The sequence below is a fragment of the Rahnella sp. AN3-3W3 genome, assembly GCF_003263545.1.
Lineage (GTDB): Bacteria > Pseudomonadota > Gammaproteobacteria > Enterobacterales > Enterobacteriaceae > Rahnella > Rahnella variigena.
This window is the reverse complement of record NZ_JYDG01000020.1, coordinates 30,463-56,044: the sequence shown is the minus strand read 5'-3', so window position 1 is coordinate 56,044 and position 25,582 is coordinate 30,463. Positions and strand designations below refer to the sequence as shown.

At 50.2% G+C, this 25,582-nt stretch carries 25 protein-coding genes and 2 tRNA genes; 12 read left to right on the top strand and 15 right to left on the bottom strand.

What is annotated here, in order from left to right:
* Positions 1-34: 34 nt before the first annotated feature.
* The 5 genes from sufC to UC15_RS07890 all read left to right on the top strand — a co-directional run bounded on the left by sufC (position 35) and on the right by UC15_RS07890 (position 4,994).
* Positions 35-781 carry a Fe-S cluster assembly ATPase SufC gene (gene sufC, locus UC15_RS07910; RefSeq protein WP_112287948.1) on the top strand — a complete coding sequence of 249 codons (747 nt, stop codon included), beginning with the start codon at positions 35-37 and terminating at the stop codon, positions 779-781.
* Positions 756-2,057 carry a Fe-S cluster assembly protein SufD gene (gene sufD, locus UC15_RS07905; protein WP_112287947.1) on the top strand — a complete coding sequence of 434 codons (1,302 nt, stop codon included), beginning with the start codon at positions 756-758 and terminating at the stop codon, positions 2,055-2,057. The genes sufC and sufD overlap by 26 nt, the downstream gene beginning before the upstream one ends.
* Positions 2,057-3,277 (top strand): cysteine desulfurase SufS, encoded by a 1,221-nt coding sequence (gene sufS, locus UC15_RS07900; RefSeq protein WP_112287946.1) that lies wholly within the window; start codon positions 2,057-2,059, stop codon positions 3,275-3,277. Before sufD ends, sufS begins: the two co-directional genes overlap by 1 nt.
* Before the next feature lie 28 nt (positions 3,278-3,305).
* Positions 3,306-3,719 carry a cysteine desulfuration protein SufE gene (sufE, locus tag UC15_RS07895; protein WP_112287945.1) on the top strand — a complete coding sequence of 138 codons (414 nt, stop codon included), beginning with the start codon at positions 3,306-3,308 and terminating at the stop codon, positions 3,717-3,719.
* A gap of 258 nt (positions 3,720-3,977) precedes the next feature.
* Positions 3,978-4,994 (top strand): L,D-transpeptidase family protein, encoded by a 1,017-nt coding sequence (locus UC15_RS07890; RefSeq protein ID WP_112287944.1) that lies wholly within the window; start codon positions 3,978-3,980, stop codon positions 4,992-4,994.
* 208 nt (positions 4,995-5,202) lie between these two features.
* Here the strand turns inward: UC15_RS07890 and UC15_RS07885 are convergent, their stop codons facing one another.
* From UC15_RS07885 to UC15_RS07865, 5 genes are all read right to left on the bottom strand, one after another.
* Positions 5,203-5,439 carry a major outer membrane lipoprotein gene (locus UC15_RS07885; RefSeq protein ID WP_056773575.1) on the bottom strand — a complete coding sequence of 79 codons (237 nt, stop codon included), beginning with the start codon at positions 5,437-5,439 and terminating at the stop codon, positions 5,203-5,205.
* A gap of 293 nt (positions 5,440-5,732) precedes the next feature.
* Positions 5,733-7,145, bottom strand: a complete 1,413-nt coding sequence (pykF, locus tag UC15_RS07880) for a pyruvate kinase PykF (RefSeq protein ID WP_112287943.1) — start codon at positions 7,143-7,145, stop codon at positions 5,733-5,735.
* 553 nt (positions 7,146-7,698) lie between these two features.
* Positions 7,699-7,775 (bottom strand) — tRNA-Val (locus tag UC15_RS07875).
* A gap of 28 nt (positions 7,776-7,803) precedes the next feature.
* A tRNA-Val gene (locus tag UC15_RS07870) sits at positions 7,804-7,880 on the bottom strand.
* A 220-nt stretch (positions 7,881-8,100) separates the two neighbouring features.
* Entirely contained in the window at positions 8,101-9,474 is a 1,374-nt protein-coding gene (locus tag UC15_RS07865; protein ID WP_112287942.1) for an MATE family efflux transporter, read from the bottom strand.
* A gap of 255 nt (positions 9,475-9,729) precedes the next feature.
* On the opposite strand from UC15_RS07865, the gene UC15_RS07860 reads away from it, so the two are divergent.
* Positions 9,730-10,383, top strand: coding sequence for a riboflavin synthase subunit alpha (locus UC15_RS07860; protein WP_112287941.1), 654 nt, complete (start codon positions 9,730-9,732; stop codon positions 10,381-10,383).
* Positions 10,384-10,478: 95 nt separating this feature from the next.
* On the opposite strand, the gene cfa is transcribed toward UC15_RS07860, so the two are convergent.
* Complete coding sequence (gene cfa / locus UC15_RS07855) at positions 10,479-11,630, bottom strand: cyclopropane fatty acyl phospholipid synthase (protein WP_112287940.1); 1,152 nt, start codon at positions 11,628-11,630, stop codon at positions 10,479-10,481.
* 380 nt (positions 11,631-12,010) lie between these two features.
* Positions 12,011-13,204 (bottom strand): purine nucleoside transporter PunC, encoded by a 1,194-nt coding sequence (gene punC, locus UC15_RS07850; RefSeq protein ID WP_112287939.1) that lies wholly within the window; start codon positions 13,202-13,204, stop codon positions 12,011-12,013.
* Between the two features lie 136 nt (positions 13,205-13,340).
* Between punC and punR the strand changes: the two genes are divergently transcribed.
* A complete protein-coding gene (punR, locus tag UC15_RS07845) occupies positions 13,341-14,246 on the top strand; it encodes a DNA-binding transcriptional activator PunR (protein WP_112287938.1) in 906 nt (301 codons plus the stop codon).
* 50 nt (positions 14,247-14,296) lie between these two features.
* Here the strand turns inward: punR and purR are convergent, their stop codons facing one another.
* The gene (gene purR / locus UC15_RS07840; protein ID WP_112287937.1) at positions 14,297-15,322 is read right to left on the bottom strand and encodes an HTH-type transcriptional repressor PurR; all 1,026 of its coding nucleotides are present in this window, start codon (positions 15,320-15,322) and stop codon (positions 14,297-14,299) included.
* 262 nt (positions 15,323-15,584) lie between these two features.
* Between purR and UC15_RS26240 the strand changes: the two genes are divergently transcribed.
* The gene (locus tag UC15_RS26240) at positions 15,585-15,746 is read left to right on the top strand and encodes a YnhF family membrane protein (RefSeq protein ID WP_112287936.1); all 162 of its coding nucleotides are present in this window, start codon (positions 15,585-15,587) and stop codon (positions 15,744-15,746) included.
* A gap of 175 nt (positions 15,747-15,921) precedes the next feature.
* Here the strand turns inward: UC15_RS26240 and UC15_RS07830 are convergent, their stop codons facing one another.
* Complete coding sequence (locus tag UC15_RS07830) at positions 15,922-16,827, bottom strand: C40 family peptidase (RefSeq protein WP_112287935.1); 906 nt, start codon at positions 16,825-16,827, stop codon at positions 15,922-15,924.
* Between the two features lie 462 nt (positions 16,828-17,289).
* On the opposite strand from UC15_RS07830, the gene UC15_RS07825 reads away from it, so the two are divergent.
* Positions 17,290-17,631 carry a Grx4 family monothiol glutaredoxin gene (locus tag UC15_RS07825; RefSeq protein ID WP_015697793.1) on the top strand — a complete coding sequence of 114 codons (342 nt, stop codon included), beginning with the start codon at positions 17,290-17,292 and terminating at the stop codon, positions 17,629-17,631.
* Positions 17,632-17,727: 96 nt separating this feature from the next.
* Here the strand turns inward: UC15_RS07825 and rnt are convergent, their stop codons facing one another.
* From rnt to UC15_RS07810, 3 genes are all read right to left on the bottom strand, one after another.
* The gene (gene rnt, locus UC15_RS07820) at positions 17,728-18,444 is read right to left on the bottom strand and encodes a ribonuclease T (RefSeq protein WP_112287934.1); all 717 of its coding nucleotides are present in this window, start codon (positions 18,442-18,444) and stop codon (positions 17,728-17,730) included.
* A 91-nt stretch (positions 18,445-18,535) separates the two neighbouring features.
* On the bottom strand, positions 18,536-18,943 hold the full coding sequence (gene gloA, locus UC15_RS07815; protein ID WP_112287933.1) for a lactoylglutathione lyase: 408 nt from the start codon (positions 18,941-18,943) through the stop codon (positions 18,536-18,538).
* Positions 18,944-19,105: 162 nt separating this feature from the next.
* Entirely contained in the window at positions 19,106-20,203 is a 1,098-nt protein-coding gene (locus UC15_RS07810; protein ID WP_112288006.1) for an alkene reductase, read from the bottom strand.
* 193 nt (positions 20,204-20,396) lie between these two features.
* Here UC15_RS07810 and UC15_RS07805 point away from each other — a divergent pair, with 193 nt between their 5' ends.
* Together UC15_RS07805 and UC15_RS07800 are read left to right on the top strand one after the other, a co-directional pair.
* The gene (locus UC15_RS07805; protein ID WP_112287932.1) at positions 20,397-20,636 is read left to right on the top strand and encodes a DUF1289 domain-containing protein; all 240 of its coding nucleotides are present in this window, start codon (positions 20,397-20,399) and stop codon (positions 20,634-20,636) included.
* 129 nt (positions 20,637-20,765) lie between these two features.
* Entirely contained in the window at positions 20,766-21,662 is an 897-nt protein-coding gene (locus UC15_RS07800) for an aldo/keto reductase family oxidoreductase (RefSeq protein WP_112287931.1), read from the top strand.
* Between the two features lie 54 nt (positions 21,663-21,716).
* Here the strand turns inward: UC15_RS07800 and UC15_RS07795 are convergent, their stop codons facing one another.
* From UC15_RS07795 to UC15_RS07785, 3 genes are read right to left on the bottom strand one after another with little or no spacing between them, the layout of a single operon-like run.
* Positions 21,717-23,768, bottom strand: coding sequence for an FUSC family protein (locus UC15_RS07795; RefSeq protein WP_112287930.1), 2,052 nt, complete (start codon positions 23,766-23,768; stop codon positions 21,717-21,719).
* Between the two features lie 9 nt (positions 23,769-23,777).
* Positions 23,778-24,635 carry an HlyD family secretion protein gene (locus UC15_RS07790; RefSeq protein WP_112287929.1) on the bottom strand — a complete coding sequence of 286 codons (858 nt, stop codon included), beginning with the start codon at positions 24,633-24,635 and terminating at the stop codon, positions 23,778-23,780.
* 1 nt (position 24,636) lies between these two features.
* Positions 24,637-24,861, bottom strand: a complete 225-nt coding sequence (locus tag UC15_RS07785; RefSeq protein WP_112288005.1) for a DUF1656 domain-containing protein — start codon at positions 24,859-24,861, stop codon at positions 24,637-24,639.
* 194 nt (positions 24,862-25,055) lie between these two features.
* On the opposite strand from UC15_RS07785, the gene slyA reads away from it, so the two are divergent.
* Positions 25,056-25,490 (top strand): transcriptional regulator SlyA, encoded by a 435-nt coding sequence (slyA, locus tag UC15_RS07780; protein WP_112287928.1) that lies wholly within the window; start codon positions 25,056-25,058, stop codon positions 25,488-25,490.
* Positions 25,491-25,582: the final 92 nt, after the last annotated feature.

The window sequence follows — 25,582 nt, the reverse complement described above, 5'->3', positions numbered from 1 at the left end:
TTAAGAGCGCGCTGGCGCAAACTCAAGGATACGTATGTTAAGCATTAAGAATTTGAAGGTCCGTGTCGAAGAAAAGGAAATTCTGAAAGGCCTTGATCTGGAGATCAAACCGGGTGAAGTACACGCCATCATGGGCCCGAACGGCTCAGGTAAAAGTACGCTCTCCGCGACACTGGCTGGCCGCGAAGATTACGAAGTCACCGACGGCTCCGTAATCTTCAACGGTAAAGATTTGCTGGAACTCGCTCCGGAAGACCGCGCTGGTGAAGGCGTCTTTATGGCTTTCCAGTATCCGGTGGAAATTCCCGGTGTGACTAACCATTTCTTCCTGCAAACTGCGGTAAATGCTGTGCGTAAATACCGCGGACAGGAACCGATGGACCGTTTTGACTTCGCTGATTTCATCGAAGAAAAAATCGAAATGCTGAAAATGCCTGCTGATTTGCTGACCCGTTCAGTGAACGTTGGCTTCTCCGGCGGTGAGAAAAAGCGTAACGACATTCTGCAAATGGCAGCCCTTGAGCCAAACCTGTGCATCCTGGATGAAACCGACTCCGGTCTGGATATCGATGCCCTGAAAATCGTTTCTGACGGTGTTAACACACTGCGTGACGGCAAACGTTCATTCGTTATCGTGACCCACTACCAGCGTATCCTCGACTACATCAAGCCTGACTACGTGCACGTTCTGTATCAGGGCCGCATTGTTAAATCCGGCGATTTCACCTTGGTTAAACAGTTAGAGGAGCAGGGTTATGGCTGGCTTACCGACGAAGAGTAATGTGCCTGCGGCGGGCAGTTCGCACGCCATGCAGCAGCTTTACCGTCTTTTTGAAAGCCGTGGCGGTGAACAATCCACTCACGCTCATGCACACTGGCAACAGGTGCTGCGCCTGGGTTTCCCGCACGCAAAACTGGAAGACTGGAAGTACACTCCGGTTTCTTCACTGCTGGGTAATCAGTTCTTTGCTCCGCAGCAACAGGCACTGACTGTTGAACAGGTTAAATCGCTGGCGCTGCCAGTGGATTGCTACCGCCTGGTATTCATTGATGGCCGTTTCGATGCGGATCTCAGTGATTCAGATACCGGCGCTTTTGAAATTGAAAAACTGAGTCCGGCGGCGCAACAGACGTTGCCTGATCCGATTCAGTCAGAAGTGTTTTTGCACCTGACCGAAAGCCTGGCGCAAGATTCCCTATCTGTACGTTTGCCCGCGGGCAAGCAGGCCGAGAAGCCGCTGTATCTTTTACATCTGAGCAGCGGTCGTGACCAGTCACGCGAAATGAACACCGTACATCATCGCTATCATCTGGCGATTGAGGGCGGTGCGAATGCAAAAGTGATCGAACATTATCTCAGCCTGAACGATCACGGCCATTTCACCGGCGCACGTATGACGGTGAATGTGGGCGATAATGCCGATTTCACGCATTACAAACTGGCCTTTGAAAGCCAGGCAAGTTTCCATTTCTCGCATAACGATCTGGTTATTGGTCGCGATGCGCGTGTTGCCAGCCACAGCTTCCTGCTGGGAGCGGGTCTGACCCGTAATAACACCAGTGCGCAGCTGAACGGTGAAAACAGCGAGCTCAACATTAACAGCCTGGTTCTGCCGGTTGATTCTGAGATTGCTGATACCCGTACTTATCTGGAACACAACAAAGGTTATTGCAACAGCAACCAGTTGCATAAAGTGATCGTGAACGATCGTGCTAAAGCGATTTTCAACGGCATGATCAAAGTGGCGCAGCACGCACTGAAAACCGACGGCAAAATGACCAACAACAACTTGTTGCTGGGCAAACACACTGAGGTTGATACCAAACCACAGCTGGAAATTTATGCCGATGATGTGAAGTGCAGCCACGGTGCTACTGTGGGTCGTATCGACGACGAACAGCTTTTCTATCTGCGTACCCGTGGGATCAGCGGTCAGGATGCACAGCAAATGATCATCTTTGCTTTTGCCGCTGAACTGACGGAAGCCATTGAGAATGAAACCCTGCGTGAAGTCGTCATTGCCCGTATTGCAGGCCGGCTAAATCGAGGTAAGTAATGAGTTTTCCACTGGAAAGAGTACGTAGCGATTTCCCTGTGCTGAGCCGTGAAGTTAACGGGCAGCCGCTGGCCTACCTTGACAGCGCGGCCAGCGCACAGAAACCGCGTCAGGTCATTCAACGTGAAATGTCTTTCTTCGAGCAAGGTTATGCTGCGGTTCACCGCGGCATTCATACCATGAGCGCGGAAGCCACCGAGCAGATGGAAAACGTCCGCACGAAGGCCGCACAATTCATGAATGCTGCGTCGGCAGAAGAAATTGTCTTCGTGAAAGGTTCCACGGAAGCCATTAACCTGGTCGCCAATACCTGGGGGCGTGAGTTTTTACAGCCCGGCGACCATATCATTCTGACCGAAATGGAACACCACGCGAACATCGTGCCATGGCAGATGCTGGCAAAAGAACGTGATCTGCATATTGATGTCTGGCACCTGACGCCGCAAGGCGAACTGGATTTATCGCAGCTTGAATCCCTGATCACGCCGCGCACTAAATTGCTGACGCTGGCGCATGTTTCTAACGTGCTGGGCACCGTTAACCCGATCGAAAAAATCATTCCTCAGGCGAAAGCCGCAGGGCTGACCGTTCTGGTGGATGGCGCGCAGGCGGTGATGCATCACGCGGTTGACGTTCAGGCGCTGGGTTGTGATTTCTATGTCTGGTCCGGGCACAAACTTTACGGACCTACCGGTATCGGTATTCTTTACGGTCGCAAAGCGTTGCTGGATCAAATGCCACCCTGGGAAGGCGGCGGCTCGATGATCAAGCATGTCAGTCTGACCGAAGGGACGACCTTTGCCGCAGCTCCGTGGCGCTTTGAAGCGGGTACCCCAAACACCGGCGGTATCATGGGGCTGGGCGCCGCCATTGAATATGTGACTGAACTGGGTCTGGAGAATATCCACGCTTATGAACAGGAACTGATGGCTTACGCGCTGAAAGCGATGGAGCAGGTGCCGGATATTCAGATTTATGGCCCGGCGACGCGTGCTGGAGTGATTGCGTTCAATCTGGGTAAACACCACGCCTATGATGTCGGCAGCTTCCTTGACCAATATGGTATTGCCATTCGCACCGGTCATCACTGTGCGATGCCGTTAATGTCCTTCTACGGTGTGCCGGCTATGTGCCGCGCATCGCTCGCGATGTACAATACCCGTGAAGAAGTCGACCGTCTGGTCGCAGGACTGCAACGTATTCACCGGCTGTTGGGGTAATCCCGCCAGCCTTGATCAGGATGTTGTTATGGCTTTGCCCGATAAAAATAAGTTAGTCAAAAACTTTTCCCGGTGCCCGAACTGGGAAGAGAAATATCTGTACGTGATCGAACTGGGTGGCCAGTTACCGGCTTTGGCGGAAGAACATCGTCAGGATAAAAACCTGATTTCCGGTTGCCAGAGCCAGGTGTGGATTATAATGCGTACCGATGAAAATGGTGCGCTGACTTTTGAGGGTGACAGTGATGCTGCCATCGTGAAAGGTCTGGTGGCGATCGTGTTCAGCCTTTATCAGGGTCTGACTCCGCGTGATGTGGTAGAGCTGGATGTGCGTCCGTTCTTCACGGAGCTTGAACTGAGCCAGCATCTGACACCTTCACGCTCGCAAGGGTTAGAAGCGATGATCCGCTCGATTCGCGCTAAGGCTGCTGAGCTGTCTTAATTCAGCCCCTGCAGTGCTGCTTTGCTCATTAGGAATTGTCTGCTAATGAGCAAAGCAAATTCTCCGTTCTGCCTTTTGCTATTCATTTTTAGCCTGATTTTTCAATTCACTATCTTTGTCGTTTTCGCCTGACTCCCTTTCGGTAACTTTCTGATTTTCTGTGGTTTGATTGCCACAGGATTCTGCGCTGCTAGTATTACCAGACGAGATAATGTCTTGCCTCAGATTGTCTGAGCGCAGGCCGAAAAAGGACTGAGTATGAGACGCGCATTACCCCTTCTGGCAATGTTAGTTGGCACGTTTGTGGCAACCCATTCCATGACCGCAAGTGCAGCAGAATACCCTTTGCCGCCGGATAATAGCCGCCTGATTGGCGAAAACACGACTTATGTGGTGCCAAATGACGGCAAACCGCTGGAAGACGTGGCAGCCAAATATCAGATTGGTCTGATCGCTATGCTGGAAGCCAATCCCGGCACGGATCCTTATCTGCCGAAAGCGGGAACCGTACTGACTATCCCTTCACAGATGCTGTTACCTGACACGAAACGTGAAGGCATCGTGGTGAATCTGGCAGAGCTGCGTCTGTACTACTATCCGAAAGGCGAGGATAAAGTCATCGTCTATCCGATTGGTATTGGCCAGCTGGGTCGTAATACGCCTGAAATGGTCACCTCCGTTAGCCAGAAAATCCCTAACCCTACGTGGACGCCGACGGCCAACATCCGCAAAGCGTATCTGAAAGACGGCATTACGTTGCCGGGAATGGTACCTGCTGGTCCGGATAACCCAATGGGACTTTTTGCGATGCGTCTGTCGGCCGGAACAGGGCAGTATCTGATCCACGGTACCAATGCCAACTTTGGTATTGGAATGCGCGTGAGTTCCGGCTGTATTCGTCTGCGTCCGGACGATATCGAAGCGCTGTTTAACTCAGTCCCAAAAGGAACCCGCGTGCAGATTGTGAATCAGCCAATCAAATATGACGTGGAGCCGGACGGTAAGCGTTACATCGAAGTGCATCAACCTTTGTCGCATACAGAAAAGGATGATCCGCAGACTAAACCGATTCCACTGACTGCAGCAATGAAGAAATTCATCAGGAACGATGAGACTAATGCTGCAATGGTGAAAGAGGCGATTACCCGCCGCTCCGGTATGCCTGTCGTGGTGAGTGTGGGTGATAAAGCAACAGATACGCCATCACCTGTTAATGAGCCGCAGACGGCAGCTTCAGCACAACAATCTGATGTGACAACCGCAAGCGCGCAGTAAACGTTACAAAAACGTTTCAGAAGCGATCTTCACTGAAGGAGCCATCATGGCTCCTTTTTTTATGTCAGTCGTTCGGAGGTGCCATAGAGAGTGTTTTAGGAATGAGTGTTGATGAAGGGTAGGTGCGTTGAAAGAAGGTAGGGGCGGATAAAATTGCAGGCAAAAAAAATGGCGCACTGAGTGCGCCATTGAACTAGAGAAGTAAATATTACTTCTTGTAAGCGTGAGCTTGGTTGTCAAGACGTTGGTTAGCGCGAGCTGCATCGTCTTTAGCTGCTTGAACGTCAGAACGCATTGCGTTCACGTCGTTGCTCAGTTGGTCAACTTTAGAGTTCAGAGTAGAAACGTCTGAAGACAGTTGGTCGATTTTAGCATTGCTTGAACAACCAGCCAGCATAGTTGAAGCCAGGATTACAGCGCCCAGTACCAGTTTAGTGCGATTCATTATAAAACCCTCTAGATTAAGTTAATCTCCATGTAGCGTTACAAGTATTACACAAACTATTTTCTAATGAGAATAATTTTTTGTCGGTAAACGCTATATTTTGATCGTTCGCTCAAAGAAGCATCTTTTTTTTCGAAAAAGTTAAAAATTGCAGCGAAAACAGCTGTATTCCATGGGACTTATCCCAATTATGCTACTACCGCTTTTCGCACTTTTTATGAAGCAAGATACTTTTTGAATAAATAAACGCCACTTATCGCGGCGTTCATTAATGCTTCTGGTCACGTTTTTAATTAAACAACATGCACCGATGAAGTATTTGTTGTGCCGCTCTGAACCAGTGCGCCAGAAACCATCACTACGATGTCGCCTTTCTGAGCCAGACCACTTTCGATAGCGGCTTCTTTACCGATACGGTAGAAATCATCAGTAGAGGCAATTTCTTTCACCAACTGAGTCACAACACCTTTGGTCAGGATTAACTGACGTGCTGTGATTTCATTGGTGGTCAGAGCCAGGATAGTGGCATGCGGGAAGTATTTACGCACAGCTTTAGCAGATTTACCACCGCTGGTTGCAACAACGATAAGTGGCGCATCCAGTTTCTCAGCAGTTTCTACCGCACCGCGGCAAACGGCTTCAGTAATACGCAGTTTGCGGTTGTCGTTCTGACCATCGATGCGGCTTTGCATTACGCGGTCAGTACGGTCACAAATGGTGGCCATGATAGTCACAGCTTCCAGCGGGTATTTACCTTTCGCACTTTCACCAGACAGCATGACAGCGTCGGTGCCGTCGATGATGGCGTTAGCGACGTCGCCTGCTTCAGCGCGGGTAGGGCGTGGGTTTTTGATCATGGAATCGAGCATTTGCGTAGCGGTGATAACCACTTTGCGTGCACGGTTACATTTCTCAATCATCATCTTCTGCGCGAAGATAACTTCTTCAACCGGGATTTCTACGCCCAGGTCGCCACGGGCAACCATGATGCCGTCAGAAGCTTCGAGGATTTCGTCGAAGTTGTTCAGGCCTTCCTGGTTTTCAATTTTGGAGATGATCTGGATGTGTTCGCCACCGTGTGCTTTCAGGTGTTCGCGGATTTCCAGAACGTCAGAACGTTTACGGATGAAGGAAGCCGCGACGAAGTCAACGCCTTGCTCACAACCGAAGATCAGGTCACGTTTGTCTTTTTCTGCCAGCGCTGGCAGGGCGATAGAAACGCCAGGCAGGTTAACGCCTTTGTTCTCGCCCAGGTCACCATTGTTCAGCACTTTACAGGTCACTTCGGTTTCAGTGACGTTAGTCACTTCCATACCGATCAGGCCGTCATCGACCAGAATGGTGTTGCCGATTTTCAGGTCAGCTGCGAAGCCCTGATAGGTCACGGCTACGCGCTGGGTGTTACCGATAACGCTTTGATCAGTGGTGAAGGTATACGTCTGACCCGCAACAAGAGAAGCGTCTTTGCCGCCTTCCAGTTTCATGGTGCGGATTTCAGGACCTTTGGTGTCCAGCAGAATTGCCGCTTTGTGACCGGTCTTCGCCATCACGTTGCGGATATTTTGGATGCGCTGACCGTGCTCTTCATAATCACCGTGGGAGAAGTTCAGACGCATAACGTTCATGCCTGCATCAAGCAGTTTGGTCAGCATTTCTTCGGATTCGGTTTTCGGGCCGATGGTACAAACAATTTTGGTCTTTTTCATGACGATTTTATCTACAAGTTGTGATGGAATGGAAAAGTGTTTGCCTGACAGCAGAGCTGCCCGCGCGGAATTGAGATGGTGCCTGGTTGAATCAAATCATTACTAAGCGTAGAAGACTGTGAAAGGAATGGTGTAGTAAGTTCAGCCAAAGCATAGCGATTTGTGCGATTTATCATCGCTACTGGAGTAGTCACGCTTTTATTGGGGCGATATCGACAGATCAAGGGGCTGAAACCATTCAATCGAAGAGACGATGCGTATTATAGAGGGGAACGGGTTGGGAAACCAAATAAAAAACGTGATGTTGCGCAAGCTTAGGAGAGATATCGGAACGTTGTTTTGAATTCAATCAATGCGGGCAGCGTATCAGTCAGCAGGTCACAACATTTTTTTCACCGCGCGATCGCAAATGACACAAGTAACAAATGATCGTAAAAAAATACAAACACATGTCATCGAAGAGCACTGAAGAAAAGCAGGCAGAACGTTCAGGGGTTTTAGTGTTGGGAGGCGAATCAGGTCTACGTCAGGGAGGAAAGAGAGAACATTGCTTTGGTGCGTCCGAGTGGACTCGAACCACCGACCCCCACCATGTCAAGGTGGTGCTCTAACCAACTGAGCTACGGACGCACATCATGCAACGGTACTGCGAGAAAATTGGTGCGTCCGAGTGGACTCGAACCACCGACCCCCACCATGTCAAGGTGGTGCTCTAACCAACTGAGCTACGGACGCATCGTTTTTCTGTTTGTCAGCCAGTGTTGGCGACGGGGACGAATATTAACGACCTCTCTGAATACTGGCAAGGGAAAAAAGACATTTTCCTGTCATATTGTGCGTGACTGTCGAGCTAATGCGCATTGCGTTGTTTTTTTAGGCATAACAGCCACTATGCAGACCCTAAAAACCACCCGCTTCCAGGAGATAATTTCAGCGCGTGGGTGAGAGCAGAGGATCAGCGACCGGCTTTTTGCAAAATTGTGTAGGACGGTTGCTTCTGCAACCAGCGCATGCGCAAGGTCATCATTAGCGCCGCAAAGGTCAGTCCCAGAATAAATCCGCACCAGAAACCACTTGGTCCCATTCTCGGCACCAGCAAATCGGTAAGGCCCAGCATGTAACCGACCGGCAGTCCCAGCACCCAATAGGCGATGAACGTGATATAGAAGATAGAGCGTGTATCTTTATAGCCACGCAAAATACCGCTGCCAATCACCTGGATGGCGTCTGAAATCTGGAACAACGCCGCAAAAATAAGCAGGTGCGAGGCCAGCATCACCACTTCGGGACTGTCGTTATATAGCGCCGCAATGTGTTCACGGAACAAAATCGCCGTCGTCGCGGTACAACAGGCCATGAGAATACCGGTCACGATACTGGTATAAGCAGCGACTTTCGCGCCTTCAACGGAAGATTCCCCGAGCTTTGAACCCACCCGAATTGTCGCTGCCACCCCGAGTGAAAGTGGTACGACAAACATCAGTGAGCCGACGTTAAGGGCTATCTGATGGCTGGCCACGGCCACGATCCCCAGCGGAGAAACCAGCAGAGCCACGATAGCGAACAGCGTGACTTCGAAGAACAATGCCAGCGCAATCGGCAGGCCGAGTTGTGACAGACGACGTAGTGTCGCCCAGTCGGGTTTGGCAAAACGCGAAACAGGCTGAGTGTCACGCAGGGCACGGTTATGACGGACATAAAATCGCATCATAAAGAACATTACCCAGTAGACGGTGCCCGTGGCGACGCCGCAGCCGACACCGCCAAGGGCAGGCGCGCCGAATTTACCGTAGATGAAAATATAGTTAACGGGGATATTCACCAGTAAACCGATAAAGCCAAATACCATCCCCGGCTTGGTTTTGGACAAGCCTTCACACTGGTCGCGCAGCACCTGGAAGAACAAATAACCAGGTGCGCCCCACATGATGGCATGCAAATAACCGACAGCCTTTTCTTTCAGCTCCGGATCAATATTGTGCATCAGGCCGAGGATATGGTCGCACTGATAGAGTACGGCGATGACCAGCACGGACACGCCGGAGGCCAGCCAGAATCCCTGCTGAACCTGATGACCAATTTTGTCGCGACGACCGGCACCGTTTAAATGCGCGATGGTTGGTGTCAGGGACAGTAACAAACCATGTCCGAATAAGATCGCGGGCAACCAGATGGAGGTCCCGACGGCGACGGCGGCCATGTCCGTGGCACTGACCGAACCGGCCATTATGGTGTCGACAACGCCCATGGAAGTCTGAGCGATTTGCGCAAGGATGACCGGAATGGCAAGCGCTAATAAAATCCGCGCCTCTGCAAGGTACTTCTGCACAGATACACCTTTTTTCGTTGATTATACTGAATAAAAAACGCCACGAAGGGTGGCAATAAAGAGTGGGAAATAGTCCGAAGATTGTACATTGTCGGTATTTTTAAGCAAACAAAGCTGTTAACGAGCGGTTAAATAATGAAATGAAAGCAGACGGTGCTATTTCTGCCCGTGAAGATTTGGCTTTCCATTAAATCTGCGGCAAACTGACAAGAGTTTCGTTTTTAATACAGCAGACTTATGAATTGAGGAAAGACTATGTTTACCGGAATTGTTCAGGGAACCGGAACCGTCGTATCGATCGACGAAAAACCTAATTTCAGAACCCACGTTGTTCGCATGCCGGAAGATATGCTCGACAATTTGCAACTGGGCGCTTCTGTTTCACATAATGGCTGCTGCCTGACGGTGACAGAGGTCAATGGTGACCTGGTCAGCTTCGACCTGATCAAAGAAACGCTTCGTCTGACCAATTTGGATGATCTCAACGTTGGCGACTCTGTGAATCTGGAACGTGCTGCGCGTTTCAATGATGAAATCGGCGGCCATCTGATGTCGGGACATATTATTTGTACCGCAGAAGTGGCGAAGATTTTGACGTCAGAAAATAACCGGCAGATCTGGTTCCGTATGCCACATGAAGATCTGATGAAGTATGTATTACATAAAGGTTATATCGGCATTGATGGTATTAGTCTGACCGTCGGCGAAGTCACCCGTACCCGTTTCTGCGTACATTTAATTCCGGAAACGTTGCAACGCACCACGCTGGGGACTAAACGTCTGGGCGATAAAATCAATATCGAAATGGACCCGCAGACTCAGGCCATTGTCGATACGGTCGAACGCGTTCTGGCCAGCCGTGAAGCTGCAATTGCTACCGCGCAAGCCATGATCGAGAAGTCTGAATAACATCATTTCCATCCAGATTTCGCAGAGACTGCAAAAAGAAAAACCGGACTTTCAGGTCCGGTTTTTTTATGTCGTTCAGTTGTTGTCAAAGGGGATTAACGTGGAACGCGCATTCCGCCGTCAACGCCTTCAGGACTGAATACCACTTGCCAGAGCTGAATATCACGAGCCCTGAATGCCCCTGCGCAGGCATTGAGATAATACGTGAACATGCGGTGGAAACGATCGCCATATTTTTCTGCCAGTTCAGGCCAGTGTTTCTGGAAACGTTCATGCCACGCCATCAGTGTACGGTCATAATCCGCGCCTATATTGTGCCAGTCTTCCATGACAAACAAAGATTCGCTGGTTTGCGCAATTTGCTGAACAGAAGGCAGGCAGCCGTTCGGGAAGATATATTTATCAATCCACGGGTCGACGTTAAGATCTGTTTTGTTAGAACCAATAGTGTGCAGCAGGAAAATGCCGTCAGGTTTGATATTACGTTTGACGACATTAAAGTATGTCTGGTAATTCTTCGGACCGACATGCTCGAACATCCCGACCGAGACAATCCGGTCAAACTGATCGTTGAGGTCACGGTAATCCTGTAGGAGGATCGTGACATCCAGTCCTTCACATCTTTTTTGCGCGAGCTTTTGTTGTTCTGCAGAAATAGTGACACCAACGACACTGACACCAAAATTGCGTGCCGCAAACTCTGACAATCCACCCCAGCCGCAACCAATATCGAGCAAACGCTGCCCCGGTTTTAATTGCAGTTTATCGCAGATCATTTTGAGTTTTGCTTCCTGCGCTTCTTCCAGCGTTGTTGCTTCTTTCCAGTAGCCACAGGAATATTGCATATACGGGTCGAGCATCAGTGTGAATAAATCGTTGCCCAGATCATAATGCTCTTTGCCGACAATCCATGCACGTTTACGCGATTGCAAATTGGTCAGGCGTGCCGCGGCTACCCGCAGAGTGTCTTTAAAATGGTGGGGGAGTTTATTTTCCAAACCTGCACGGAGAACACGCTGGAAAAAAATATCAAGGCGGTCACATTCCCACCAACCATCCATATAGCTTTCACCCAGACCCAGAGAACCTTCCTGTAAAACACGCTTAAAAAAGTCAGTGTTTTTTACTTTAAGGTCGAAAGGGCGATTACCATTTACCTGGATGTCTGCCATTGCCAGCATTTCACTGGCTATCCGATACCACTGATTATCCTGAATGCTTAGGTCTTCTATACACGATGAACTCATAGCTTCTCCATCACTTTCTCTTCTGACTTATTAACCTGCCGGGAAAAGCAAAGGCTATTTTTTGCAGGTCTTTATGAGAACAGACGACTAGCGCCTCGTCCGATATCCGACACCAACAGAGGAAATTTAGAAGAACGCCTGCGGGCACAAGTCACGCAGGAAAATCATCCTTGAAAAACGTACTAGGAAAAATAGTGTGACGCATTCCTCGCGTCCGGCTTAAGTATGTAATAAAAGTTTTGTAAAAATGCTATTTTATTGGGTTTTGTTGAGTATAGGCTCGCCCGCAGGCATTCTCAATAGTTAATCGTCATGAAAGAAAATGACCATTAAGTGATTGTAACTTATGGTCATTATAACGATTAACTTTCAAAGCTTGCTCAGGCTTCCTGCTCCGACTTTTGATCAGTATATTGCGGATTTTTGTGTCGCACAGACATCCACCGGCCCAAAACTACCAACAATAGTGTAGACAGCATGGTGGTGACTGTCGCTATCAATGGTTGCGCAATAAATGCGGAAACCAGCAAACTGGCGAGGAAACACAATCCCAATTGCAGGGTATTTTGCAACGCAGCAGCTTTCCCTGTATTAGCAGGAAATGGCATTAATGCATTTGCCACAACAATTGGATAGATTGCGCCATTCACCAGAGCCATGAAACAGAACGGGATCAACAAGCTCACCAACCCGGCATCAGTGAACATGGCGACACAGAACAGACCCGCAACACTCAGGCCATACCCTGTCAGCAGCCAGGGTAAAATTTTATTCCCATCTAACCTGCTGATGAGCAACCTGCAGCCGAAGCCTCCAAGCAGGAAAGCGATGGTCTGCGGAACATAGCTCAGGCCAATCACGCCCGGCGAATAGCCCATATCGCTCAGAATAAACGGCGAACCCGTCAGCCAGGCAAAGAAACCGGCGGAGCAGGCGGCGTAAATCATGACATTACCGCTGTAAACGCGCGATTTCAGCAACGTGCCAAAGCCCGCTTTGTCGGCAGATTTGTGTTCTGCCGGCTTGTTTTCCCGCAGCGTGAAGGTGGCGATAAGCAACAAGGCGGCCACTGCAGTCAGCAGGGCAAATATAGCTTCCCAGTCAAAATGGTTGAGCACCCAGGCGCCAAGCAAAGGCGCCAGCGCCGGCGAAAGTGCCACTAAAGGCATAATGCTGGCGAAGGTTTTTTTAGCGACATCCGCTGAAAAACGGTCCACCACGATTGCCTGCCAGGTCACTGCGGCTGCACAGACGCCCATGGCCTGTAAGAAACGCAGCGCCAGAAGGGCGCGCACGTTCTCGACCCAAATCACGCCCAGACAGCCGACGGCAAACAGCATCAGACCGAGCAGTAAAACCGGTTTGCGGCCAATGCGGTCTGACAGCGGTCCCCACAGCAATTGTCCGATGGCGAATCCGCCGAGAAAAATACTCAGGCTGGCGCTGATCATTCCCGGACTGGTCATCAGGCTGGTTTGCATTGCGCTGAACGCAGGGAGGTACATATCTGTGGCTAAAAAGCCGAGCATGCTCAGGCCAGCCAGATAGAGCATAAATCCAAAGGAGGGTTTCATTATTATCTCGTTAATTTATTTATTGCAGATGATTTGATGCAGGGATCTGTTCGGAGGCAGATTTTAACGCTTTGATAACAGCGTTGTGAAACGTTAATATTTGCACTCTGCTATCAAAAATATTGAAGGCTAAAGTATGTGGTCAGAATACGCTCTGGAAGTCGTTGATGCGGTGGCAAGAACCGGAAGCTTCAGTGCGGCGGCACAGGATCTACATCGGGTGCCTTCTGCCATCAGCTACACCGTTCGTCAGCTCGAACAATGGCTGGCGGTGCCCTTGTTTGAACGTCGACACCGTGACGTCGTTTTAACGCCAGCGGGCAAAGTTTTCGTGGATGAAGCGCGGGTTCTGATAAAAAAAATGATAGCTACACGACGCCAGTGTCAGCAGGTTGCCAACGGCTGGCGGGGCGAGTTACGTATTGCTGTCGACAGAATCGTTAAACCGGCAAGAACCCGGCGACTGGTGCTGGATTTCTATCGTCATTTTCCTGACACGGAACTGATTATTCATTCCGAAGTGTTTAATGGTGTGTGGGACGCACTGGTTGACGGACGTGCTGATGTGGCAATCGGTGCGACGCGTGCGATACCGGTTGGTGGACGTTTCAGTTTTCGCGATATGGGGTTTATGGACTGGCACTGCGTGGTCAGCTCGCAGCATCCGCTGGCGCAGTTACCGGGTGCGCTCAGTGATGACCAGCTCAGGCCTTATCCCGCATTATGTCTTGAAGATACCTCGCGGACGTTGCCCAAGCGTGATACCTGGACGCTTGATAACCAACGGCGTCTGGTTGTGCCGGACTGGACCTGCGCGCTTGAATGTCTGAGTGAAGGTTTATGTGTGGGAATGATGCCGGTACATCGCGTGAGCCATCGCATTGAGCAGCAGACCTTGCAGGTTCTGGCGCTGGAGAATATCTTCCCTGACAGCCCGTGTTGCCTCACGTGGGACCAGAGTAATCCGTCACCTTCACTGGCGTGGTTGCTGGAGTATATGGGTGATACAGAAACGATGAACCGTGAATGGTTGCGGGACTGAGAAATAAAACGCCTGCAAAAGCAGGCGTTATAAAAGATTAAAGGCAAACATTAACGGCGATAGTCACGGTACGGGCCATCGGCCACCGAACGACGCTCAACCAGTTTCGGATGCACCTCGATGGTCTGTGATTCTTCACGTTTGCTGACGATGCGGTCGAGTAACATAGTAAAGGCCATCTCACCCAACCGTTCTTTCGGCTGATGGACGGTCGTCAGTGCCGGAGAGAAGTACCGCGCATTACGCACGTTATCGTAGCCAATCACCGAAATATCTTGCGGAACGCGCAATCCGAGCTCATCAGCGGCGCAGATTGCGCCCATTGCCATGACATCGCCCCCGCAAAAGACGGCGGTGGGGCGTTGTTTCTGCATCAGAATCTTATGCATCGCCTGATAACCTGACTCCGGCTCGAAATCGCCCTGAACCACCCATTCTTCACGAAGCGGGATATTGGCTTCCGTCAGCGCTTTGACAAAACCCTGGAAACGACCGCCGCCGGTGTTACGCGCCAGCTGTCCCGGGATCACGCCAATATCACGATGCCCTCGTTCGATCAGATAGCGTCCGGCCATATAACCGCCTTCGAAAGCATTATCGATAATGCTGTCGGTGAAGTTTTTACGCGCTTCGCCCCAGTCCATCACCACCATCGGAATCGAACGATACTCTTCAAGCATATTGAGTAATTCGTCAGGGTATTCTGCGCACATCACCAGCAGACCATCGACGCGTTTTTGCGCCAGCATTTGCAGATAGGCCTGTTGTTTTTCCAGATTATTGTGCGAGTTACACAAGATCAGCGTATAGCCTTTGGAGAAGCAGCTGTTCTCGACGGCTTCAATCACCTCGGCGAAATAGGGCGCTTCACTGGAGGTTGCCAGCAGACCAATCGTCTTGGTGTTATTCACTTTAAGACTACGGGCTACGGCGCTCGGAGAATAATGTAGCTCTTTAATGGCAAGCAGCACCGCTTCCCTGGTTTCTTCGGCGACGAAACGTGTTTTATTGATGACGTGCGACACGGTTGTAGTGGAAACGCCAGCGCGCTTTGCGACATCTTTAATCGTTGCCATGTAAAGAATGACTCCTGAACTTCCGTGCTTCAGCACGTTAGCATTATGTTAATCGTTTGCTTGCGTTGATTACACTGCGGACATCTAAAAGGGCAGTGTAATCATTGGGTGGATTCTTCAGAATGAGGCGTGAAATGCTCTCGGGTGAAATCGACCGGCACACAGGCGTGTTAACCGACAATTTTCTCTTATAATGCATGAAAGTGGAAGTAAAATTGTCATGTTCGCATTGTCATTCAGCAGAAGATTTTAAAAGTGAATTATGCGAAAATGCGTTGGCACACATTTAGTGTGGCTAAAAGAAACGCCACAACTTGATCCGAAAGGGGGTTTGATGGACAGCAACCTGAAATTATCGTTGATCACCACGGTATGCGCTTTGCTCATGATTATCGCTTTCAGCTTCACGGCAGTGATGAACTAATCTGGCACTAAGACAGTAGTGAGACGCAACAAAAAAGGGCGATACCTTTCACAGGAATCGCCCTTTTCAATTTTACGCAGTGACCGTTACCGCCGATACTCTTCCCTGCAGAAACTCTTCGTTAAGTGCTATTCAATGGCTGATTAGCGAAACCTCAGACTTAACGAATTGTTTATTATCGGATTGTTTTTGGGGTCATCACCCGACGCGCGCCAACATAGTGGTCTTGCCAGTAATCGTCGCCCAGTGAGGTGATTTTGATGTCTTCACCGGTTCTTGGCGACTGGATAAATTTGCCGTTGCCAACATAAACACCCACATGATCCGCTGCGCCGCGGTTGTTGATTCTGAAGAACACCAGATCACCGCTTTCAAGTTCGCCACGTTTCACCGGCGCTGCATCGCGCAGGTGGTACATCTCGTTTGCCGTGCGCGGCATTTTAATGCGGATCAAATCTTTGTAAGCGTAATAGACCAGACCGCTGCAATCAAAACCGGTATTCGGAGAAGTTCCTCCCCAGCGATAAGGTTTGCCGACCTGGTGCATCAGCTTAGTCATCGCCGTTTGTTGTGCATGCTGATAGCGTTTTTTATGTGTCGCACTCAGCGTAATAGGTTTGGTGTCTTCTTCGCGTAATTTTTTACCTTTACGGTGTCGGCCATACGCTTCTTTCTTGCTGATTTTTTCACTGCTGTTTTTGGCAAGCGCTCGTGATTTAGTGGCTTTTTCTGTCTTTTTCTCGGCCCGCGTTGTCCTGAGTGTTTTTTCTTTTTTGCTTTCGGCCCGGGTCGTTTTTACGCTTTTCTCAGAAGTTGTCTTGCGTTTGACCAGTTCGGTGCTGCTGACCTTCTTCGATTTTGATGCTTTTTCCTGAGTCTTTTTCTCTGTCACCGGTGCGACTTTTGTTTTTTTACTGGTTTTCGCCGCCACTGTCTTTCGCTTTCGCCGTTCTTCCGGCGTCACGGAATTAACATGGCTCTTCCGCTGATCGGCAGAGACGCGGGTCTGTGGCGATGCATGAGCCATATTAAGAAACAGCTGGGTAAAGAGCAGCACAAAAAGCGTGAACAGTAAGCGCATAGCTTCGTTACCATGAGTGGTTGGGTTAAACATCAGGGATGTCAGAGTATTGCTTAAAAGAACCCGACAAAAAAGCACGAATTGACTCGATTCTAGATCATATTGTGAGAAAAAGTTAATAGCTTTTTTTATGTCGAAATAAGCGCCATTTTAAGTAAAAAAAATAACCATTTTTCATCAGCTTAATATTTGAGATAAAGAATACGATTTTGCAAATCTGACATTATCGTCGAACGGCAAAAATGTTATTCTCGATGAATCTTTAAATATGTGATGTTCAGCGCAGCCGCCAAAAATTGTTTAATAAAATGCCAGTACTGAGAAAGACCCCACAAAAAATGGCGTTTTTATCTGATGGCTGGCGTCGTTACAATAGAAAGTATTATGTTTGCGCACCGTTTTTGGGTGCGCGCGTGAAGAGTAATGACTGTGACAGCCTGTACCGGCTTGAGGAAGCAAGAAATGACCACTCCAACTATTGAAAAAATTCAGAAGCAAGTTTCTGAAAACCCGATCCTGCTTTACATGAAAGGTTCTCCAAAGCTGCCAAGCTGCGGTTTTTCCGCTCAGGCTGTTCAGGCGCTTTCAGCCTGTGGCGAACGTTTTGCTTATGTTGATATTTTGCAGAACCCGGATATCCGCGCTGAAATGCCAAAGTTTGCTAACTGGCCAACTTTCCCGCAGTTGTGGGTTGATGGTGAACTGGTCGGCGGTTGTGACATCGTGGTTGAGATGTTCCAGCGCGGCGAACTGCAGCAGCTGATTAAAGAAACTGCTGAAAAATACAAATCTTCTGAAGAGTAATTCTAAGAAGGCCGCCGTCCTTTGAGGAGGGTGAAAACATAAAGAGCGACATTGTGTCGCTCTTTTTTTATGTCTGGATCCAGCCAGCCGTACGGATTACTGCTGATTATCCTGCTGCGCGGCTTCGTCTTCCGCTTCTTCTGCACTCAGGGGTAACGGCCAGCCGCCAAGACGCTTCCAGCGGTTCACCAGCTCACAGAACAGCTCAGCGGTACGCTCAGTATCATACAACGCAGAGTGTGCCTGACTGCTGTCAAACACCATTCCCGCGCTGATACAGGCTTTTGCCAGCACCGTTTGCCCGAGCACCAGTCCGCTTAACGCCGCAGTATCAAATGTGGCGAAAGGGTGGAACGGGTTACGTTTCAGCCCGGCGCGCTCGGCTGCCGCCATCAGAAAACTGTGATCGAAATTCGCGTTATGCGCCACGATGATTGCGCGGTTACAGTTTTGCTCTTTCATCCCTTTGCGGATGACTTTAAAAATCTCGTGCAGGGCTTCATATTCACTGACTGCGCCGCGCAACGGGTTGGTCGGATCGATACCGTTAAACGCCAGCGCTTCCGGCACCAGTACCGAACCTTCAAAAGGTTCTACGTGGAAATGCACGGTCTCATCGCTTTGCAGCCAGCCGTCCTCATCCATCTTCAATGTGATTGCTGCAATTTCCAGCAGCGCATCGGTTTGGGCATTAAATCCGGCAGTTTCAACATCAATGACTACCGGATAAAAACCACGAAAACGGCCTCTCAGGGCGTTAATGTCACTATTCTCGGCCATTAGTTTCTTATCTTCATCGAATTCAGCGCGCATTATGACAAATTTTGCCGTCCGTTGCAGGGCTGCGGCAAAAATTGGGCAATAAAAAAGGGCGCATTAGCGCCCCTTTCAGCATTCAGGGGGATCAGTTGCCCAGACCCTGGCCCGCATGTTTGGATTCGATAAGCTCGATTTTGTAACCGTCCGGATCTTCAACGAATGCGATAATGGTGGAGCCGCCTTTAACCGGACCGGCTTCACGGGTCACTTTGCCACCCGCATTACGGATGTCATCACAGGTTTGTGCCACGTTATCGACACCCAGAGCGATGTGCCCGTAAGCGGTGCCGATGTCGTAGCTGTCAACGCCCCAGTTGTAGGTCAGTTCAATGACTGCGCCTTCGCTTTCATCGGTGTAACCGACGAATGCCAGGGAGTATTTGTATTCAGTGTTTTCGCTGGTGCGCAGCAGGCGCATGCCTAACACATCGGTATAGAAGCTGATTGCGCGTTGCAGATCGCCAACACGAAGCATGGTATGGAGTAAACGCATAGGTTCCTCTTTATTTGCAGGATGAGAATTATCGGTTCAAGCCTAACTGATAGAGACCATTTTGTCTGTAAAACGACGCTCGTTTGCTGAAGGCCTGAACAAAAAAAGCAGCAGAAGGAGGGCCTCTTCTGCTGCAAGGATGGTGTTACTCTTTTTTAATCATTACAGCGTCGGGTAGTCGGTGTAACCCTGAGCACCGCCGCCGTAGAAGGTTTCTGGTTGTGGATCGTTAAGCGGAGCGTGGGATCTCAGGCGTTCAACCAGATCCGGGTTAGCGATATAGCTGCGACCGAAAGCCACGGCGTCGATGTAACCTTTTTCGATAAGTTCTTCGCCTTTCTCAGCGGTATAAGCGCCGGCCCCGACAATCACGCCCTGATAATGAGCGCGGATCACCGCACGGAATTCAGCCGAGTAAGGTTTACCGCCTGCCCAGTCAGGTTCAGAAATATGCAGATAAGCGAGTTTACGTTTGTTCAGCTCATCCAGCAGATAGATAGCTGCCTGCTCCTGATCTTCACCGTTATCCAGCCCGTTAAACGGACCCATTGGTGAAATACGGATACCCACACGGTCTGCGCCGATAGCGCCGATAGCGGCATCGACCACTTCCAGCGTCAGGCGGGTACGGTTTTCAATGCTGCCGCCGTATTCGTCTTCACGCAGGTTAGATGCCGGAGACATGAACTGGTGCAACAGGTAACCGTGCGCCGCATGCAGCTCAATGTAATCAAAACCAGCCTCTGCAGAACATTCTGCCGCGTGGCGGAAATCGTTGATGATCCCCGGGATTTCGCTCAGTTCAAGCGCGCGCGGTGTCGGGCAATCGACACGAATGGCGTGGCCTTGCTCATCGCGCAGGCTGGTGCGGGTTTCAGGATTCACAGCAGAAGGCGCAACCGGCGTCTGGTTATCCGGCTGAACGCTGTTATGAGAAATTCGGCCCGTGTGCCAAAGCTGAACCGCAATGTGGCCATTTTTCTGATGCACACCTGCGACGATTTTTTTCCACGCAGCCACTTGTTCTGGCGTGTGCAGACCCGGCGCACCGGCATAGCCTTTCGCCTGGAAGGAAACCTGAGTAGCTTCGGTAATGATCAGGCCGGAACTGTGGCGCTGCGCGTAATATTCGCCCATCAGCGGGGTAGGGATGTCACCCGGTTCGATGCTGCGCAGGCGGGTAAGGGGCGCCATAAAAACACGGTTAGGCAATGTATTTTTGCCGACAACAATGGGGGTGAAAAGCTTGGTCATTTCAATAACTCCGGATTTAATGGACTGATCGTTATGGCATTCAGGAACATAATTCCCGCTACACGATCGTTTCGCAATGCCTCTTTCTAACGTATCTGGCCTCTGCCTGACTACGCGCCCTGTGCCTTTTTGCAGATCCTCTTGCAGGATGAACAGAAAACGTCTTGAATAAAAGTTCACCGTTATTTACGGAGGACGCGTGGCCCAGCAACTTGAATTTTTCGAAATCCCCAGTCCGTGCCGTGGCATATGTCAGGCCGATGAACGCGGTTATTGTCGCGGTTGCCTGCGCAGCCGTGAGGAACGTTTCGGCTGGATGAAAATGACGGATACGGAAAAGCGCCATGTTCTGCGGTTATGCCAGCAGCGTCTTTTACGTCAGCAGCGGGCCGGAAAGCAACCCGACGAACCTTTGCCGGAACAACCGGAATTGTTCTGATTTTTCATCCCGGTCGCCAGCGTCGTGACGGCTGTCTGCTTCTTTGTAATTCTTACGCCCCGCATCAATACAGCGCCGCAGGCGTTGTGTATTCTGTCGGTCGAAAATCAAAAACTTAAGGGATTCAAAATGGAAGCGCGTACCCCGATTTCTCCTCAAGGCCCGGTATTCTCAAAATTGATTTGCGGTTACTGGCGTCTGATGGAATGGAACATGACGCCGCAACAGATTCTGGCCTTCATGGAACAGCATATTGAGCTGGGCATCACCACGGCCGATCATGCGGATATTTACGGTGATTATCAGTGCGAAGCCGCGTTCGGCGAGGCTCTGCGACTCAAGCCTTCCCTTCGCGAAAAAATGCAACTGGTCAGTAAATGTGGCATAGCAACACGGGCCAATCCTGATAACAAAATCGGTCACTACATTACAGATACAAAGTACATCGTGGAACGTGCCGAGAAATCGCTCAGTAATCTGCATACCGATTATCTGGATTTGCTGCTGATCCATCGCCCGGATCCGCTGATGGATGCCGATGAAGTGGCTGAGGCATTCACGCAACTGCATAAAAGCGGCAAAGTAAAACATTTCGGCGTTTCTAACTTTACTCCGGCTCAGTTCAGCCTGTTGCAGTCACGCCTGCCGTTCCAGCTGGCGACGAATCAGGTGGAAATTTCCCCGATCCATCAGCCGGCGATCCTCGATGGCACCTTAGATCTCTGCCAGCAATTGCGTATTAAGCCGATGGCGTGGTCCTGCCTGGGTGGCGGTCGTTTGTTCAGCGACGCAGAGTTCCAGCCGCTGCGCGACGAACTTCAGGCGGTGGCAAACGAAATCGGTGCCGATACGATCGAACAGGTGGTTTACGCCTGGGTGATGCGTCTGCCATCTCAGCCTCTGCCGATTATCGGTTCGGGTAAAATTGAACGTGTGAAATCAGCCTGTAAATCATTGTCACTGGACATGACCCGTCAGCAATGGTTCCGCATTCGTAAAGCTGCTCTGGGCTACGACGTTCCTTAATCGCTTCTGCTTCAGGCTACATATCCGCAGCCTGAAGCATTAAGCACAGAAAGGTCAGGCAGGTTTGGTGGCAGTGACCACCGGCGCTGCAGGACCCTCATCCGAAGAAATGGCCTGCTGCAATTGCGACAGTGAGCAATAGAGACGCCAGATTACCCCTGCCAGTTCCCGCGCCGCCGGTTCAGGGTGATGCGCCAGTGAATTGCTCATCCGCAGTAGCTCCGTCAGCGTAGCATCCAGATTTTCGTGGCTGACCCCGCGTTCTGTCATGACGCCTTTCAGGCAATGAATACACACGTCACGCACCGCGGAAAGCGGATCCGAACGGGTTTCCCATTCACGTAACTGCCAGACAATGTGGCTGCAATTGAGCAGCACCACGCCCCAGCGCAGCAGCCAGGTGCGGGAGAGCTGATCTTTACTTTGACTGAGCTGATTCATCCGATGGTAAATCAGCGATTCAAACTGGAAATGGCTTAGCGAAGGTTTGCGGCTGAGCTGATCCATAAAATCACGGCGCAGGGCGCGGATGATGCGGCGACTTTTACGTTTATCCGAACTTGGCCTCAGGACCTGAAATGCGATACCCGCCAGCATCACACCGGCAATCTTGGCCACGCCGTCGTTCATAAATGACTGATAGTCGAAATCCGGCGGGTTAGTGACCGCTAAAAACGATCCCATGAAGACAATCATTTGTCCCCACAAACCGGCGTAACGTTTGTACTGCAATTTCATCATCTGCATCGTGACCAGCATCGGCAGGAAGAAAGCGCAGAATACCCAAAAGTTGTCGATCTGAACCATCAGCCCGAACTTGAGCAGAAAACAGCCGACAAACAGTAAGCCCAGCGATTTAATTAACAGAGTGACGCTGCTGATAGGGGAGGCCGTCGAAGAATAAAGCACGCAACTGACAGCGGTCAGCGCCACCGCACCCGCGCCTGAATCCCACTGTGTGCTCATCCAAAACGCGCAACCAATCACAATACACAAAAAGGTGCGCAGTCCGTTATACGCGGCTTCCAGCGTATCGGTGTGCTGTGCAAGATGGCTGATTTTGGGCGGCTGGAGTGTTTCAGCTTCCGCCACATTGGCATTTTCCACACGGCGCAGCCAGCGTTCACTGCGCAGATACAGCCAGCAAAAATCACGTAACCGCTGCCAGAATGCCTGATGACGAAAATCCGAGGTGTCGTGAGGTTTAATGTGCTGGAGAATTTTCGACAGTTTGTATTTATCTGTATCGGGCTTGCGCAATTCATCGAGCAAAACGCTCAGCACTTCAGTCAGATTTTCCGGCGGAGTCGGCCAGTTAAGCAACATGCGACGCAGGCTGGAAATATAACTGGTCATGCGCAACTGCTGATGAAGCAGATAATTGAGCACATTATTCTGACGACGCAGGCGGTAGTGGCTCCAGACGGCCTGAATGCGTAACAGATTCATGGTGAGGATTTGTCCGATCAAACCTTCGTGCGAGGCGCGGATCTGGTCGGAGATTTCTGTGCGCCATAACAGCTGCGCATGTTCCAGTAACTGGGTATGCATTTTACGCAATGAGGTGAGCAGTGCGTCGCCGTCCGAGGTGCTGGGCAGCACCATCATCATAAAACCACCGCACAAAATACCGGTGACGACTTCTCCCACACGAGCCTGAGCGATATCAAAAATCTGCGTCGGATCTGTGACGTCTACCGTTGAGAACGCAATGATGGCGGCTGTATATCCCGCCAGAGCAAACGCGTAAGAAACGTTGTTCTGATAATGATTGGAGACATAAGTACAAATCCCCAGCCAGGCCGCGATGGCGAAAGTGAACAGCCATGGCTCGTTCAGACAATGTCCGGCAATAAATACCGCGCCCATGGCACCCAGCAAACTGCCGATAATCCTGCCGATACTTTTACTGATGACGCCACCCACGGTCGGGAAACTGACCACGGCGGCGGACGTCAGCGCCCAGTAAGGTTCGTCCATCTGGAATTCAAACGCGATATACAGCGCGAGTATCATCGCAATGGAGTTGCGCAAGGCATACCGCCATTGGCCGCCGGTGGCTTTTCCCCACGGCGTGTTTTTCCATTCGAGCCAGGAAAGATTCACGACGCAACCTTAATTACGCACGGAAATCGTACAGGTCGTTCCGGCTACCAGAACAACATGCTCTGGTACATTTTCAAGCTTAATTCTCACCGGTATTCTCTGCGCAAGACGCACCCACGGTACATTCGGTTTTACGTTCATCAGTAAATCTTCCTGAGTATCGAGGCTCTGGTCATAAATCGCACGGCCAATACTTTCCACGCGCCCCTGCAACGGAATATTGCCGTTAAAGAGGGTAATATCCGCCATATTTCCCTCACGAATATTTTTAAGTTTGGTTTCTTCGAAATAGCCGAGAACATAAAACGAATGGATATCCACCAGCCCGACCAGCGGTGTACCGGTGGTGGCATAGTTGCCTCTGCGGGTTTGCAGATTGGTGATATAACCGTCAGTCGGCGCGACAATAGTCGTTTTGCTCAGATTCCACTTCGCCTGTTCTAATGACGCCTGCGCAGCCTGATATTGTGCCTGCATCGCTTTGGCGCTGATATTTGATTCATCTAAGGATTCAGCGGAAATAACGTTGGTGCCGAGCCTGCGACGTCGCTGGGCTTCATGATTGGCTTTGGCTAAATCAGCAGCTGCTTTAGCCACTTCAGCTTCGGCATTATCGACGGCGATTTTAAACGGCACAGGATCGAGACTGAACAGCCGATCGCCACTTTTAACAAACTGATTGTCGTGGATATTTATTTCCGTGATCCGCCCGGAGACTTCCGGTGTGATATCCACAATTTCGGCGCGTACTTTGCCATCCCGCGTCCAGGGCGACTGCATATAATAATTCCACATCCACCAACCGGCGCAAATTGCGACGGCGAAAACCAGCACTGTCGAGAAATATTTGAGGGTCTTGAATTTCATTTCAGAGGTTCACCATAAGTATCAGTGCGGCACAAATAGAGATAACGAAAAGAGATAAATCCATCAGGGTGGGATGCCAGACTTCACCAGAATAAATCCAGTCGCGCAGCAGTCGGTGTATCAGAAGCCAGAATACCAGCCCCAGTAAAAGCGCTTTGAACATCGGGGGGAAATAAAGTGAGGCACCCAGGACCAGATCCGGTAGCGGGAAGCCTGAGTGAAACATTTGCGCATTCACAATATTAATCTCTGCCGGTGATTGTGTTATAAACAAGATTAAATCTGAAAGCGGGGATTCCGCTCCCGGATGCAATAGTACCTACCATTATATATAGAATTGTAATTTCTCGATTAAAGTTCCTAAAACTAAGCTAAACTCTGGGGAGTTATCTTAGCATGCTAATTATAAGGAGGGGATAATTGGAATCGAATCTGGGGTCAGATCTAGCACGATTAGTTCGTGCCTGGCGTGCGTTGATTGACGATCGGTTAAAGCCGTTGGAACTCACGCAAACACACTGGGTAACACTGCACAATATCAACATGTTACCTCCGGAGCAGTCTCAAATTCAGCTGGCAAAAGCCATCGGAATTGAGCAGCCGTCTCTGGTGCGTACACTGGATCAACTGGAAGAAAAGAAACTGATTACCCGTCAGACGTGTGCGAGCGATCGCCGTGCTAAGCGCATCAAGCTGACTGAAGAAGCCGCGCCAATCATCAATGAAATGGAGTCGGTTATCGATTCCACGCGCAAAGAAATTTTGTCTGGCATGTCTTCTTCAGAAATCGAACAACTGGGCGGGATGTTATCCCGGCTGGAAAAAAATATTGCTGCATTGCAAAGCAAATCATAAGAACAGGTTTTTATCTATTTTTGTCACACAGCGTCATATTTGCTCTACACAAAAAAACCGAAGCCAGTGGCTTCGGTTTTTTGTTTGCGCTT